Below are 14,724 nucleotides of genomic sequence, written 5' to 3'. Positions count from 1 at the left end.
ATGAGCAACGGCAACATCGTCGACCTCCAAGCCCGACGTACCTCCCCCGAACCCGGCGACTTGGCGCAACGACTCGTCGCAGGCGTTCGCGATGTCGCGGCCAATGGACTCAAGACGGCGTTGCAGCAGGCCTTCACCGAGGTCGACGACACCTTGTTCGAAATGTCGGAGAAGACCAACGACGGCACCCTGAAGCAGTTGTATTTCGATGACTTGCGATCGCTGCGCCGCACGCGCGATGGCGCGACCGACCGTTTCGATGCGGCAGTGCGTGGCGCATTCTCGCTTTTCCTGCACGGTCGCAGCATGCACAAGGATGCGTCGCGAGTCGACAGCACCGCCGACGAACTCAGCCTGGTCGACGAAAGCGAACTGGAACTCGGGCTGGCCATTACCCGAATCGCGACACGCTGCGACGATGGCGTCGGTCGTCCGCGACTGGAACTGACACGCCGTCTGCAACACCTGCTGCAACGTGCGGAGTCCGACACCCTGATACCGCTGTCGGGCAGTGTCCTCGCCGAAGCGCTCCGTGCCGCCTTGTCGAGTCTGCCGATCGGGCTGGAATCGCGACTGGTGCTGCTCAAGCGCATCGAACGCCACATCGCCGACGCCACCGCCGATGCCATCCAGGACGGCAACAAGCTGCTTTTCGAGGCTGGCGTCCTGCCGGAACTGAAGTTGACCCACGTCCGCCGGGCAGGTGCCGATCCGGCGCCCGCCCCGGTTGCGCCGGCGACTGGCGATCCAAACAATGCCATGGCTTCCGCCATAGCGCCGCAGATCGATCTGGGCGCACTCGCGAACGAAATTACCAAGCTGCTCACCGCTTCACGCCCGCGCTCGGCCATCGCGGAAGGCGGCGGCGCAGTCGAACTGGATGCCGCTGCGGTCGAACGCCGGCTCGGCCAGATTTCAGATCCCGGCACGGTCGAAAGCGAGCAGTTCGGCGCCGACTTGCGGCGCATGCTGACGACCGATGCGAATGGCAAGCCGGGCAATGGCGTGCTCAGCGAACAAGTCGAGAACGCGATCGATCTGGTGTCGCTGATGTTCGATTTCGTCGCCCGCGACGAATCCCTGCCCAAGGAGGTGCAGCAGGCGCTCACGCCATTGCGCGTGCCCCTGTTGCGAACTGCCTTGCGTGGCGGGCACGTGTTCGACCGCAGCGATCATCCGCTGCGTGCACTGATGGAGAGCGCCGCCGAAGTCGGTCGGTCATGGAGCCCGAACAGTGACCGCGACGGCCGCGTGCTCGAACAGATCAAGTCTGCCGTGGCTGCAGCGGTGTCCGAGAGCGACAGCGGCACCACCGCCGACACCGGTGTCGATCGCGTGCATCAGGACCTGCGCGCCTTCATGGCCAACGAGCAGAAGCGTGCCCAACTGCTGGAAAAGCGCTCGGCCGAGGCAGCGCAAGCGCAGGAGCGCCGGCTGAGTGCACAGCGCACCAGCCAGCAAGTGATCGCCGAAGTCGTCGAACACACGCCCGTTCCGCCAGTCGTCGGCACGCTGCTGAACGGCCCGCTGCGTCGCCATCTCGAACTCATCCTGACCCGCCGTGGCGAAGATTCGAAAGACTGGAAATCGGCCCGCAAGCTGGTCCGCGATCTCGTCTGGAGTTTCGATCCGGTCACCATCGAGGTGGAGCGCTCGCACTGGCAGGCGATGCTGCCGACGATCGTGAGCGCGATGCGCGGAGCGTTGTCGTCGGTGGGCATGCACGACAACGACATCGATGGCGTGGTGCAGGAATTCCGCAACCGCTACAAGGATCTGTTGGGCGCAATCGAGGCCAAACCCGGCAGTTCGCCGGAATCGTTCGAACGCATCGACGCCGAGCACCTGCCGGATGCACCGCCGCCACAGGTCGAAGCCGAAGCCGAAGCGCCACCGCAAGACGTGGTCGAGAAAGCCGCAGATGCGGGCATCACCTATTCCGATGCGCTGAATCGGGTGCGGACCATGGCCAATGGCCAATGGGTCGAGATCAGCGATCCCCAGAAGGGCGAATCCCAGCGCGCCAAGCTGATCTGGAACAGTGCGACGACCCAGCGCAGCCTGTTCGTGAACCGCAACGGCCAACTCGTCGCCGACCTCGCCTGGCACCGCGTGGCGACCGACATCATGATCGGCCACATCAAGACGGTCGATCAGGGTCCGCTGTTCGAGCGGGCGCTGGTGGCCGTCAAACGTCGCTTGGTCGACGCCCAGGCGACCAGTCGCGCGGCGTAATGCCGGCTCAACCGGCGCTCACCGTTGACGCTCGGGTCTCATCCCCAGAGCAGTGCGTCCAGCGATAGGTCGCTGGACCAGCCGTGCTCAGCGAGGTCGACACGCCCGGTCCTGGAAACGCCGACCCCCTCCTTGCGCAGGTGCTTCACCTGCTGCTTGTAGGCGTCGCTGCCGACCGGAAAGGCGATGCGACCGTCGGACTTGAGTACGCGGAACCAGGGGACCGGGTCGTCCTCGGGCGCCAGGCCGAGCACGCGGCCGACCATGCGCGCGCGGCCCTTGAGTCCTGCGCGTGCGGCCACCTCGCCATAGCTGGTGACGCGGCCCGCAGGAATGCTGCGCACGGTGTCGAGAATACGGGCGATGGCGGCTGCGGTGTCCACGCGGTTAGCATAAGCGTATTGGATTGGAGAACGACCATGCGCAGTTTCGAAGACGTCCGTGCCCATCTCGGTGCACGCTTTGCACTGACGGCGAGCGAGCCCTACCAGATCGGCTTCGACCTCGACATTGACGACGAACGCCGCCAGGGCATCTTCCTCGGCGACCTGGAAACCGAAGGCGGCCGCCGTTATCTGCGCATTTCGACGCCGATCGCGCCGCTGTCGAAGTCGGATGCGAAGCGCTCGCTGCGATTCAACTGGGAACAGCGCGTCGGCTACCTCGCCGTCAGCGATCTCGATGGTGTGCCCTATCTGCATCTGTGCGAGAACCGCCCCTACGACGGTCTGACCAGCGAAGAAATCGACCTGCTGGTCGACGAGATCGGCCGCCTCGCCGACAACCTGGAGCGGCTGATCAATCTGGGCGCGGACGCGGTTTGACCCCTGTGGCATAATCCGCCGCCTTTTTTTGTGCCGGAATGTCCCCACGTCCGGTGCTCACAACGAGACGAGACCCATGAACTTCCTGATTTCCGACGCCCACGCACAGGCGGCGGGCAGTGCCGCTGCCGACCCGATTTCGCCCCTGATCATGATGGTCGTGTTCTTCGCGATCTTCTATTTCATCGCCATCCGCCCGCAGATGAAGCGTGCGAAGGAACACCGTTCGATGCTGGACGGACTCGGCAAGGGCGATGAAGTCGTCACTTCCGGCGGCATCCTCGGCCGCGTCACCGACATGAGCGATGCCTTCATCACCGTCGAGATTTCCGACAAGCTCGAGATCAAGGTGCAGAAGCAGGCCATCTCCGCCGTATTGCCGAAAGGCACGATCAAGGCGGCGTAAGCCGCCTCCCTCAACGGGAACCCCGCAATGACCCTCGAATATCCGCTGTGGAAGAAGGCCATCATCTTCGTGGTGCTGGCCTTCGGTTTGCTCTATTCGCTGCCGAACATCTACCCGCAGGACCCTGCGGTGCAGATCTCGGCCAGTCGCAATGCCGTACTCGATGACGCGACCAAGGAAAAGGTCCAGGGCGATCTGGAGCGCGCCAAGATCGCATTCAAGTCGATCGAATTGAGCGACAAGCGATTGCTGGTGCGCCTGGTCGACGGCGAGACGCAGTTGCGTGCATCGGAGATGTTGCGCACCTCGCTCGGCGAGAATTATTCGGTGGCATTGAACCTTGCATCGACCGTTCCGGGCTGGCTGTCCAGTCTCGGCGCGCATCCGATGACGCTCGGCCTCGACCTGCAGGGCGGCGTGCACTTCCTGATGGAAGTGGACTCGAAAGCGGTGATCGAAGCAGCCGACGAGCGCCTGGTTGACGACATCAAGACGATGTTGCGCGACAAGGACATTCGCGGCACTGCCGTGCGTGCGGCCGACGGCGTGCTGGTCACGCTGCGCAACGCCGACGACCGCAAGAAGGCCGCGGGTGAAATCGCCACGTTGGCCGCCGGGGTGCAGTTGCTGGACCTCCCCGGAACAGTCGATTCATTCCCGATGACGGTGAAAGTGCCGCAGGAAGCCCGCATCGCCTCGATGGACCAGGTGATCGAACAGAATCTGTCGACCCTGCGCAATCGCATCAACGCGCTCGGCGTTGCCGAACCGGTGATCCAGCGCCAGGGCGCCTCGCGCATCGCCGTGCAGTTGCCGGGCGTGCAAGACACCGCGGCGGCGAAGAAGATCCTCGGTGCGACGGCGACCCTGGAATATCGTTTGTCCGATGTCGAGAACGCCGGACGCATCCAGGACGTGCTGCAGACCGGGCGCGCCCCGGCCGGCTCCAAGCTCTACTTCACGCGCGACGGCCTGCCGGTATTGCTGAGTCGCCGCGTGATCGCGCAGGGCGATGAAATCGTCACCGCGACCAGCACCATCGACCCGGACAGCGGCACGCCGGCGGTATCGATCCGCCTCAATGATGCCGGCGGCCAGAAGATGCTGCGCGCCACCGAAGAAAACGTCGGACGCCCGCTCGCCGTCGTCTTCATCGAGCGCATTCCGGAGACCAAGATCGTCGACGGCAAGGAAATCCGCACGGCGCGCATGAAGGAAGAAGTGATCAGCGTCGCCAACATCCGCGAACCGTTCGGCAAGCACTTCCAGACCACCGGCCTGGAAAAGGGTGAAGCCGACGAACTGGCGCTGCTGCTGCGTGCCGGCTCGCTCTCGGCGCCGATCGACATCGTCGAGGAACGCATCATCGGACCCAGCCTCGGCGCCGACAACATCAAGGCCGGCGTTCGCGCCGTACTGTTCTCGTTCGGTTTCGTGATGGCGTTCTTTGTCATCTACTACAAGATGTTCGGCGTCGTCACCAATCTGTCGGTGCTGCTCAACCTGCTGCTGGTGGTCGCGGTGATGTCGCTGTTCGGCGCCACCCTCACCTTGCCCGGCCTGGCCGGCATCGCCCTGACCGTCGGCATGTCGGTGGACGCCAACGTCCTGATCAACGAACGTATCCGCGAGGAACTACGCGGCGGCACATCGCCCTTGGCCAGCATCGCGATCGGCTATGAAAAGGCCTCGGGCACGATTCTCGACGCGAACATTACCGCCTTGCTCGGTGGCGTCGCATTGTTCTCGTTCGGCTCCGGCCCGATCCGCGGCTTCGCACTGTCCCTGTGCGTCGGCATCCTGACTTCGATGTACACCGCGGTCTCGGTATCGCGCGGCATCGCCTCGCTCTTCTACAGCGGCCGCAAGAAACTTGCGCGCCTGTCGATCTGATCCGGAGATCCGCACGTGAATCTGTTCCCGTATGACAGCAAGTTCGACTTCATGCGCCTGCGCAAGGTGTCGATCGGCCTCGCGGTCGCCCTGTTCGTGATCGCGATCGGCGCCTTGGCAACCCGTGGCCTCAATTTCGCGCTCGACTTCACCGGCGGCACCGTGGTCGAACTGAAGTTCGACAAGGAAGCCGATGTCGGGCTCCTGCGCGAACGCCTGACCAAGGCGGGTTATGCCGACGCCGTGGTGCAGACGTTCGGTGCCTCCAACGACATCGTGGTGCGACTGCAGCCCGAAGACGGCCAGGCGAATGCGACCAAGACCGGCGACTCGGTGCTGGCCGCGGTTCAAAGCAGCGACAACCCGGCCAAGCTCACCCGCTCCGACTTCGTCGGCCCGCAGGTCGGCAAGGAACTGGCGAGCCAGGGCGTGATCGCGGTGATCTTCGTCGCGTTCGGATTCCTGCTTTACATCTCGCTGCGCTTCGAATGGAAATTTGCGGTCGCGGCCATTCTTGCGACCATGCACGACGTGCTCATCTGTACCGGCTACTTCGCGGTGACCGGCAAGGAGTTCGACCTGAACGTGCTCGCCGGCATCCTGTCGGTGATGGGCTACTCGATCAACGACACGATCGTGGTTTTCGATCGCGTTCGCGAGAACTTCCGCAGCCTGCACCGCGTCGAGGCCTACGAAGTGCTGAACCGATCGGTCAACCAGACGCTGTCGCGTACCATCATCACCTCGTTCGTGGCCTTGCTGACCGTGCTGGCGCTCTACTTCTTCGGCGGTTCCGCACTGAAGGGCATGGCCGAGTCGCAGATCATCGGCATCGTGATCGGTACGCTGTCATCGATCTTCGTCGCCTGCCCGCTGCTGTTGATGCTCGGCACCAATCGCATCGACCTGCTGCCGCGTGCCAAGGACGAGTCGGATCTGGCACGCCGTCCTTAACCGGAAGCCGTCGTGCAGAACGCAAAAGGCCGGGATCGCTCCCGGCCTTTCTTTTTGTCTGTCGTGGGTGAGAATCCCGCTCGCATCCACGAGATGAGGGTCAGTTCAAGCCACCGACAAAGGGCTCGATCGCGCTGCGCAGTTCGCCGCCGACGTTGAGATTCGCCGCGACAATATGGCCCTTGGCAAGGAAGCCGTCGCCACCGCGCATATCGGTGACCTGACCGCCGGCTTCACGGACCAGCAGCACGCCGGCCGCCATGTCCCAGGGCTGCAGGCCCATCTCGAAATAGGCATCGAAGCGGCCGCAGGCGACATAGGCCAGGTCCAGCGCGGCCGAACCGGTGCGACGCAGGTCTTCACCGGTCTTGAGCAGGGCCTTGACCATGTCGAGGTGATCGTCGAACAGCTTGCGCTGGCGGAACGGGAAACCGGTCGCGATCAGCGCGCCTTCGATGCCCTTGCGCGGCGTCACGCGCAAGCGCCGATCGTTGAGCAGTGCGCCGCGACCCTTTTCCGCCGTGAACAGTTCGTCGCGCAGCGGATCGAAGACCACGCCCAGCACCGGCTCGCCCTTTTCGACCAGGGCAATCGAGACCGAGAAATGCGGGAAGCCGCGCAGGAAGTTGCTGGTCCCGTCGAGCGGATCGATGACCCATTGCTGCTTGGTCGGTCCGACCTGCCCGGTCTCTTCGCCGAGAAACCCATGGGTCGGGAACGATCGTCGCAGTTCCTTGATGATCTCGGCTTCGGCGAGACGATCGACCTCGGTGACGAAATCGAGATGCGCCTTCTCGTGGATCACGAGGCTGTCGCGTTTGGGCAGTGCGCGCGTGATGACGTTGCCAGCCGCGCGCGCGGCCTTGATGGCGATGTGAAGGGCGCCGTTTCGCATGGTATCTCCGGGAAAGAACAGCCCGGCGCGGAGCCGGGCGAAGTGGCGGCAGGGTAACAAACCGGCCGCGTGCTTGAAAGCCAGCGCTGACGCGGGCTTCAGGCGCGGGCTAGACTAGCCCGATGTCCCTGCGCGAATTCCTGCGACCGATCCGCATCGTCCTGATCGAGACCGCCCTGCCCGAAAACATCGGCGCCGCCGCGCGCGCGATGAAGACCATGGGCCTGTCCGATCTTGCCCTGGTGCGCCCGAAGCTGTTTCCGGACCAGCGCGCCACCGCACTCGCCTCGGGCGCCGATGATGTCCTGGCCAGCGCGCGTGTCTGTGACTCGCTCACCGAAGCGATCGCTGACTGTGTCTTTGCCGCCGGCTGCACGGCACGCCTGCGCGATATCAGCCTGCCCTTGCTGGAACCGGCTACGGCGGCCGAGTCGCTGCTGGCCGAGGCAAGGCAAGGTCCGGTCGCACTGGTGTTCGGTGCCGAGCGCACCGGCCTGACCAATGAGGACTTGAGCCGATGTGATGCGGCCGTGCATATTCCCACCGAGGCCGAATTCAGTTCGCTGAACCTGGCCCAGGCGGTGCAAGTGCTCTCGTTCTGCGTGCGCCATGCGGCCTTGGCGGCGCAATCGATTCCGGCACTGCCGGCGACGGCGCGTGAACATCCGCCGGCCAGCATCGAGCAGATGGAGCGTATGTTCGAGCATTTCGAACAGGCCCTGACCGAGATCGACTTCTTCAAGGGGCGGCCCTATGGCCATCTGATGCAGCGCATTCGGCGCATGCTGCACCGGGCCGATCTCGACCACCGCGAAGTCATGATCCTGCGGGGCATTCTGGCCGATGCGCAGCGCATGGCGCGACTGGCACAATCTGTGGTCAACAAGTGAAAAATGCGGAACTGCTGCGTCCTCGAAGCTGCGAGCGAGCATGCTAAGGTCCGGGCCCGATGAACCCCGGCCACACACCGGGTCCGACCAGAATCCGCGCGATGAATGAACCCCACGGCCGGCGCCTCCTGCAGGTGCGACCTTTACTGCGATGGGCGCTCGCCGCGCTGGCGGCTTTCATCGCATTGCCGTCGCTGGCGGATGTGCAACATCCCGACCGCATCGTCATCGGGCGGATCACCGACAACCCGCGCACCGACTATGTCCGGCTGAAGGGCCTGCTCGACCGGGTCATTCCGAAGCTGGCCGAACAGGGCATACGCGATGGCGCCGTACTACTCGCCCGCGACCCGCAGCAGATGGCCGGCTATCTGCGCCGAGGCCGTGTCGACTGGGTGACAGAGACGCCGGCCATGGCTGCCGAACTCGAAAACCGCTCGGGCGCCCAACCTTTCCTGCGTGCGCTGCGCGAAGACCGGAATGTCTATCGCAGCCTCGTCTTCGTGCGTCGCGACAGCGGCATCCAGACGCTGGCCGATCTGCGCGGCAAACGCCTTGCGCTGCAGACACGCTCGTCGACCAGCGCCTTCTACCTGCCCCTGATCACCCTTCTGGGTGCGGGTCTGCCGCTGACCGAACTCGGCACACCGGACGATCGTCCCGCGGCGGATGAAGTCGGCTTCCTGCTGGCGCGATCGGAACTCAATATCGCGACCTGGGTCCACAAGGGCCTCGCCGATGCCGGCGCCTTCAGCAATCTCGACTGGGACAACCCGCGACGCATGCCGCCGAGTTTCCGCGCGGACTTCCGCGTGATCGCCGAGAGTGACAGCGTGCCACGTGCGATCGAACTGGTCCGTGCGGACCTGCCAAACACGGTGGCCGATGCGCTGCGCGATGTCTTGCTGGCGATCGATCAAGACCCTGCCGCCGGCGACGCCTTGCGCGGCTATTTCGCCACGGCGCGCTTCGAAGCCATCGACGCGGAAACCCGGCGTGCGCTGACGGCACTGAACGCACGCATCCTGCCGCTGCGCCGGGAGCTGGAACGATGAGCCTGCGGCAGCGCTGGTGGCTGCTCGGCAGCCTGGTTGCGATGTGCGTCGTGGTGCTGGCCGCCGTCGCATTGCAGCAGCATCGTGTGCAGGCGCATCGCGTCGCAAATGCTGCGGCACAACGCGAGTTTGCGCTGGCCGAGGAAGCCTTGGCGGAACGCGGCCGTGTCGCCGCCGACCTGCTCGCGGAATCGCTGGTCAACCCGACCTATTTCTTCGACCTGCAACGCATCGGCGAAGTGCTCGGCGGCGCCCTGAATCGCGGCGACATCGGCTACGTGCTGCTGCTCGATCGTGACGGCCGCATCCTGCATGACGGCAGCGACAACATCGCGCGATTCGGGCAACAGCCCGACGACCCCCTTGCCGCCGAAGCCGCCGCGACGACCCGGCCCGAGGTCTTCGTGGCCGAACGCTTCATCGAAGTCGCACACCCGATCACGCTGGGCGATCAGCGCCTGGCGACCCTGCGCCTGGCCCTGAAGCGCGGCGATACCCGAGTCGCGCCATTGCCGGTGAAAGCACTGCCGGCCTGGCTCGACCCGCTGCTGTTGGCGGGCCTGGCCACGAGCTTCGTCGGGCTGCTCGCGTTCGGCGATCGTCGATTCGTGGTGCCACGACTGCGTACCGACGCGCGACTGCAACAGCTCGCACGCGTGCACGCCGGCGCTGCGAACGATGTCGACCCGCGGGCCGCGCTCGACCATGTCGAGCAGCGCCTCGCCGGATTCGAGGGCGAACTGCAACAGCTTGGCCGCATCGACGCCTTGACCGGCTTGCCGAACCGGATCGCGTTGCGACTGCGCATCGGTGACGCGATCCAGCACGCGCAGCGCTCAGGTGACGGCGAACTGGCCTTGCTGTTCATCGATCTCGACGACTTCAAGCGCATCAATGACACCCTCGGGCACGATGTCGGCGACGAAATCCTCGCGGCCGTGGCACGCCGTTTCAGCGACATCTTGCACAGCGAACACCCGCAGGAACAGGGTTTCATCGCCCGTTTCGGCGGCGACGAATTCGTGATGCTGCTGTCCGGCCGCGATGCCCGCCGCCGCGCCGGAGAAATCGCCGAGCTGCTGCTCTCGTCGTTGCGAATTCCATTGAACGTCGCCGACCAGCTCCTGCATGTCAGCGCCAGCATCGGCATCACCTCGTTCCCGGACGACGCGGCCGATGCCTCGCGCCTGATCAAGAACGGCGACATCGCGATGTACCTGGCCAAGGTCCAGGGCCGCAATTGCGCGCGCTACTTCACCAACTACCTGACGCGGCTCGCCGAAGACCGGCTCGCGATCGAACAGGACCTGCGTGCCGCGCTGGATCGCGATGAACTGAAATTGCACTACCAGCCGATCATCGATTTCGACAGCGGCCACATCCACGGCGCCGAAGCGCTGCTGCGCTGGCATCACCCGAGTCGAGGCCTGGTCTCGACGGCATTGTTCGTCGGCATCGCCGAAGACGTCGGCCTGATCGATGCGCTCGGCGACTTCGCCCTGCGCACCGCCTGCGACACCGCCGTTCGTTGGCCACGCAGCGCAGGACGGGCACCCTTCGTCGCCGTCAACGTCTCGGTGAAGCAACTGCGCGACCACCGCTTCCCGGCCCGTGTCGCCCAGGTGCTGGCCGACACCGGTCTGGCGGCAGAGCTGCTGCACCTGGAGCTCACCGAGAGTTCGCTGCTGGATGGCGAATCCGCCGCCATCGCGGCACTCGAATCCCTGCACGAGATCGGCGTGAAATTGTGGCTGGACGATTTCGGCACCGGCTTCTCCGGTCTCAACCATTTGCGGCGCGTGCCGGTATCGGGCGTCAAGATCGATCGCAGCTTCGTCGCCGACCTGCTCACCGACCGCCACGACGTGGCGCTGACCAGCGCCATCATCGCGATGGCGCGTTCGCTGGACATCACGGTGGTTGCGGAAGGTGTCGAGTCCGCGGCCTTGGCCGAAGTGCTCGGGCAACTGGATTGCCCGTACGGACAGGGTTACTGGTTCGGCGAACCCGCGCACAGCGAGAAGCTGGTCGAACACATCATCGCCCAGCGGTATGGCGATCGCAGCCAGGCCAACGTCGTTCCGATCAGCTGAACAGGCTGCGCACGCTCTCGATGAAGCCGCCGAGGTGCATCACCACCCAGTCGCCGAACCAGAACGCGGCGCCGATCTGGATCAGGGTCACTGCCCAGAGTGCAGCCAGCCAGCGACCATCCCGTTCGAGCAAGGCCATGGCATAGCCGATCATCGCGATTGCGAACGGCATGTTCGTCATCGGCACCGGCAACGCCAACTCGATGCCGAGGAAGACCAGCAACAGGCCGGTGAAACGATGTGCGTGACGATTGAGGAAGAAGGTCCAGCTCGGCTTGCACAGCTTCTCGATGCGCGACAGCCACGGATCCAGCACCTGCACGAACTTCGCCACCGAGGTCTTCGGAATCTGCAAGCGGCGCACGAATCCCGGCAACCACGGGTGGTCGAAGCCCGCCAGCATCTGCAGTCCGACCAGGCTGAGCAAGGTACCGAAGATGCCGCCCATGAAACCCACCGGCACCGGAATCAGGCAAGGCAGTGCTGCGAGCAGGATCAGCGCGCCGAAGCCACGTTCGTGAATCGCATCGACCAGCTGCCCGAAGTCGATGCGTTCCTGGTCCCAGGCCGCCAGCGTCGCCCCGAGCAGATCCGACACTCGCGGCGGCTTGGGCCGTGGCGTGCGCTTGCGCAGGCCCATCAGCCGGTTTCCGTCGGCGGCAGGGACGAGACCAGGGCCTTGTCGATGCGCGCGCCATCGAGGTCGATGACCTCGAAGCGGAAACCGCCGAATGCGAAATGCTCGCCGACCGCGGGAATGCGTCCAAACTGCGCCATGAACATGCCGGCCAGGGTGCGATATTCCTGATCGGACTCGTGCGGCAATTCGTCGAGGCCCAGCAGTTCGCGCAGGTCCTGCACCGGCAGACTGCCGTCGATCAACCAGGACCCGTCGCTGCGCTGGACGATCGGCTGTTCGTTGGCCTCGATCGCATGCGCGAGGCGACCGAACACCGCGCCCATCAGGTCGCCCATCGTGACCATACCCTGGATGTCGCCGTATTCATCGACGACAAAGGCCAGCGCGGCTTCGCTCTCGCGCATCTGGTCGAGCAACTGCATGGCCTTGGCCGCCTCCGGCACGAACAGCGGCGGCTGCAGCTCGCGGAACAGCTCCGGCGTCTTTCCGGAGGCCAGTTCGGCGACCATCATCTTGGTCTCGACCACGCCGAGCACGTCCTGATCGCTGCCACGAAATACCGGATAGCGCGAATGCCGGGATTCACGCAGCACCGAAAGATTGTCGTCGAGCGACGCGGCGGCATCCAGCCAGGCGATGCGCGTGCGCGGTGTCATCAGGCTGTCGACGGTGCGGTCGCCGAGATTCAGCACGCGATTGACCATGTTGCGTTCATCGATGTCGATGACGCCCTGCTCGTGGCTTTCCGCGACCAGCATCTTGATCTCTTCTTCGGTCACGTCGCTGTCGTTGCCGTGCTTGACCGGGAACAGCCGGAACAGCGCCTCGGTGGTCACGCTCAACAGGCTGACCGCAGGAGCCGCAGCCGTGGCGAGGATGCGCATCGGGATCGCGACCGCGGTGGCGATCTTCTCCGGGCGCACGATGGCCAGCCGCTTCGGCACCAGCTCGCCGACCACGACCGACACGAACAGGATGATGCCGACGCTGATACCGACGCTGACCGGCTGCGCATGGCGGGCGATCCACGGAATCAGCGCCAGTTCGTCGCGCAGCGCCATCGCGATCGACTCGCCGCCGAAGAAGCCGGTGAGGATGCCGATCAGGGTGATCCAGACCTGCACCGAGGACAGGAAGCGCTCCGGCTTCTCGGCCAATTCCAGCGCAATGCGGGCGCCACGGCTGTCGCCCGCGCGCTGGCGCAGGCGCGTCTTGCGCGCCGTCATGACGGCCATCTCCGACAAGGCGAAGAAACCGTTCAGGAGGATCAGCAGGAGGACGATGGTCAGTTCAAGCGACATGGGTTCAGCGCAGCAGGCGCCACAGCGAGTGCACGCTCAACGCAATGACGGCGAAGCCTACCATGCCGGTCAACAGGCGCATCGGCAGGTGGCGAGTCATCCAGGCGGCAAACGGTGCGGCGAGGATGCCGCCGGCGATCAGTCCGGCGAGCCACACCCAGGGCACGACGCCCAGGCTGGCGGTCAAGGCCACGCTGATCGCGATGGCGACGAAGAATTCGGCGGCATTGGTGGTGCCAACGGCGTAACGCGCCTCGGCCCCCTGGGCGATCAGCGACGAGGTCACGACCGTGCCCCAGCCGCCGCCTCCGATCGCGTCCAGCGTGCCGGCGACCAGGCCGGTGCCATGCGCGCCGAGGGCATGCACGCGTTTGCGCGCCACGTGGTTTCGGATCGCCCGCAGCAGCAGCCAAAGCCCCATCAAGGCCAGATAGGCGCTGATCGCGATACGCAGCACGGCGGGCGGCGCCCGCTGCAGAACCAGGGCACCGATCAGGCCACCGACCATGCCCGGTACCACCAGATGCAGGAACACGCGCCGGTCGATATTGCGGAACCAGGCATGCGACAAGGCCGACGCGCCGCCGGTGAAGACCTTGGCGGCGTGGATCGCGGCGCTGGAGGCTGCCGGCGGTATGCCGATCGCCAGCAGCACCGCGTTCGACACCAGCCCGAAGCCCATGCCGAGCGCGCCGTCGACAATCTGAGCGGCGAATCCGATCGCCGCAAAGGTCAGGAATTCATTGAGGTCCATGAGTCCGGGAGCTTAGCGGTCCGAAGTGACAGGTTGTCGCCCGACAGCCCGACCCGAGTCACCAGACTGTAACCTATCGGTCATAACCTATGCCCGTATCGCGCCCGCTGGCGCACCCGCTTTCCAAACCACGACACGAGTCCAGACCATGTTTTCACTGCAGACCATCTTCGGAAAAGGCGACCGCTTCTTCAGCCTGCTGGAGCAATCCGCGGAAGCCGCACACGAATCGACCAAGGCCCTGACCGCCCTGCTCGGCCATCAGGGCAAGAGCGGTTCGCTGGCGGAATTCACCCGCACCCGCAACCGCGAGAAGGAGCTGGCCGCCCAGATCAGCCACGAACTGGTCAATACCTTCGTCACTGCGATCGAACGCGAAGACATCGAGGCGCTCGGCGCCGCGCTGTACAAGATCCCGAAGGCCGTCGAGAAGTTCGCCGAACGCTACGCGCTGACCACCGACCGCGTCGGCCAGGTCGATTTCGCGCCGCGCGCGGCGATGCTGGAAAAGGCCGCCGGCGTGGTCGTGCGCATGGTCCGCGAACTGCGTCGCGGCATGGCCATCGAGACCTACAAGGCGATGTACGACGAGCTGCAGGCGATCGAGTCGGAAGCCGACCGCCTGATCCTCGACCTGTACCGCGAGTTGTACAAGGACGAGGCCGATCCGGTGCGCTACCTGATCCGCAAGGACCTGTTCGAGATCATCGAGAAGGCGATCGACCGCTGCCGTGACGCCGGCAACGTGGTCTATCACATCGTCCTCAAGAACAGCTGAGGTCGC

General features: G+C 64.9%; 14 protein-coding genes. 9 read left to right on the top strand and 5 right to left on the bottom strand.

Going from position 1 to position 14,724, the window contains the following annotated elements:
• The gene (locus IPP28_09850) at positions 1 to 2,235 is read left to right on the top strand and encodes a DUF1631 family protein (GenBank protein MBL0041322.1); all 2,235 of its coding nucleotides are present in this window, start codon (positions 1 to 3) and stop codon (positions 2,233 to 2,235) included.
• 38 nt (positions 2,236 to 2,273) lie between these two features.
• Here the strand turns inward: IPP28_09850 and IPP28_09845 are convergent, their stop codons facing one another.
• Complete coding sequence (locus IPP28_09845; protein ID MBL0041321.1) at positions 2,274 to 2,684, bottom strand: MGMT family protein; 411 nt, start codon at positions 2,682 to 2,684, stop codon at positions 2,274 to 2,276.
• On the opposite strand from IPP28_09845, the gene IPP28_09840 reads away from it, so the two are divergent.
• The 4 genes from IPP28_09840 (at position 2,655) to secF (ending at position 6,312) form a co-directional block, all read left to right on the top strand.
• On the top strand, positions 2,655 to 3,059 hold the full coding sequence (locus IPP28_09840; GenBank protein MBL0041320.1) for a hypothetical protein: 405 nt from the start codon (positions 2,655 to 2,657) through the stop codon (positions 3,057 to 3,059). The two genes, IPP28_09845 and IPP28_09840, sit on opposite strands and share 30 nt — an antisense overlap.
• Positions 3,060 to 3,135: 76 nt before the next feature.
• Positions 3,136 to 3,465: a preprotein translocase subunit YajC gene (gene yajC, locus IPP28_09835; protein ID MBL0041319.1), complete on the top strand. Its 330-nt coding sequence runs from the start codon at positions 3,136 to 3,138 to the stop codon at positions 3,463 to 3,465.
• A 27-nt stretch (positions 3,466 to 3,492) separates the two neighbouring features.
• The gene (gene secD, locus IPP28_09830; GenBank protein MBL0041318.1) at positions 3,493 to 5,358 is read left to right on the top strand and encodes a protein translocase subunit SecD; all 1,866 of its coding nucleotides are present in this window, start codon (positions 3,493 to 3,495) and stop codon (positions 5,356 to 5,358) included.
• A 15-nt stretch (positions 5,359 to 5,373) separates the two neighbouring features.
• Complete coding sequence (gene secF / locus IPP28_09825; protein MBL0041317.1) at positions 5,374 to 6,312, top strand: protein translocase subunit SecF; 939 nt, start codon at positions 5,374 to 5,376, stop codon at positions 6,310 to 6,312.
• Between the two features lie 100 nt (positions 6,313 to 6,412).
• Here secF and IPP28_09820 read toward each other — a convergent pair whose 3' ends face one another.
• The gene (locus tag IPP28_09820) at positions 6,413 to 7,207 is read right to left on the bottom strand and encodes an inositol monophosphatase (GenBank protein ID MBL0041316.1); all 795 of its coding nucleotides are present in this window, start codon (positions 7,205 to 7,207) and stop codon (positions 6,413 to 6,415) included.
• Positions 7,208 to 7,329: 122 nt separating this feature from the next.
• On the opposite strand from IPP28_09820, the gene IPP28_09815 reads away from it, so the two are divergent.
• The 3 genes from IPP28_09815 to IPP28_09805 all read left to right on the top strand — a co-directional run bounded on the left by IPP28_09815 (position 7,330) and on the right by IPP28_09805 (position 11,245).
• On the top strand, positions 7,330 to 8,097 hold the full coding sequence (locus tag IPP28_09815) for an RNA methyltransferase (protein MBL0041315.1): 768 nt from the start codon (positions 7,330 to 7,332) through the stop codon (positions 8,095 to 8,097).
• Positions 8,098 to 8,198: 101 nt separating this feature from the next.
• The gene (locus IPP28_09810; GenBank protein ID MBL0041314.1) at positions 8,199 to 9,152 is read left to right on the top strand and encodes a phosphate/phosphite/phosphonate ABC transporter substrate-binding protein; all 954 of its coding nucleotides are present in this window, start codon (positions 8,199 to 8,201) and stop codon (positions 9,150 to 9,152) included.
• A complete protein-coding gene (locus IPP28_09805) occupies positions 9,149 to 11,245 on the top strand; it encodes an EAL domain-containing protein (GenBank protein MBL0041313.1) in 2,097 nt (698 codons plus the stop codon). Before IPP28_09810 ends, IPP28_09805 begins: the two co-directional genes overlap by 4 nt.
• On the opposite strand, the gene IPP28_09800 is transcribed toward IPP28_09805, so the two are convergent.
• From IPP28_09800 to IPP28_09790, 3 genes are read right to left on the bottom strand one after another with little or no spacing between them, the layout of a single operon-like run.
• Positions 11,238 to 11,885 (bottom strand): exopolysaccharide biosynthesis protein, encoded by a 648-nt coding sequence (locus tag IPP28_09800; GenBank protein MBL0041312.1) that lies wholly within the window; start codon positions 11,883 to 11,885, stop codon positions 11,238 to 11,240. The two genes, IPP28_09805 and IPP28_09800, sit on opposite strands and share 8 nt — an antisense overlap.
• Positions 11,885 to 13,186 carry an HlyC/CorC family transporter gene (locus IPP28_09795; GenBank protein MBL0041311.1) on the bottom strand — a complete coding sequence of 434 codons (1,302 nt, stop codon included), beginning with the start codon at positions 13,184 to 13,186 and terminating at the stop codon, positions 11,885 to 11,887. The genes IPP28_09800 and IPP28_09795 overlap by 1 nt, the downstream gene beginning before the upstream one ends.
• Before the next feature lie 4 nt (positions 13,187 to 13,190).
• Positions 13,191 to 13,940, bottom strand: a complete 750-nt coding sequence (locus IPP28_09790; protein MBL0041310.1) for a sulfite exporter TauE/SafE family protein — start codon at positions 13,938 to 13,940, stop codon at positions 13,191 to 13,193.
• 148 nt (positions 13,941 to 14,088) lie between these two features.
• Here IPP28_09790 and IPP28_09785 point away from each other — a divergent pair, with 148 nt between their 5' ends.
• Complete coding sequence (locus IPP28_09785; GenBank protein MBL0041309.1) at positions 14,089 to 14,718, top strand: DUF47 family protein; 630 nt, start codon at positions 14,089 to 14,091, stop codon at positions 14,716 to 14,718.
• Positions 14,719 to 14,724 lie beyond the last annotated feature (6 nt).

The sequence above is a fragment of the Lysobacterales bacterium genome (assembly GCA_016721845.1).
Lineage (GTDB): Bacteria > Pseudomonadota > Gammaproteobacteria > Xanthomonadales > Ahniellaceae > JADKHK01.
The sequence above is the reverse complement of the archived record's forward strand: the minus strand, read 5'-3'. Positions and strand labels throughout refer to the sequence as shown.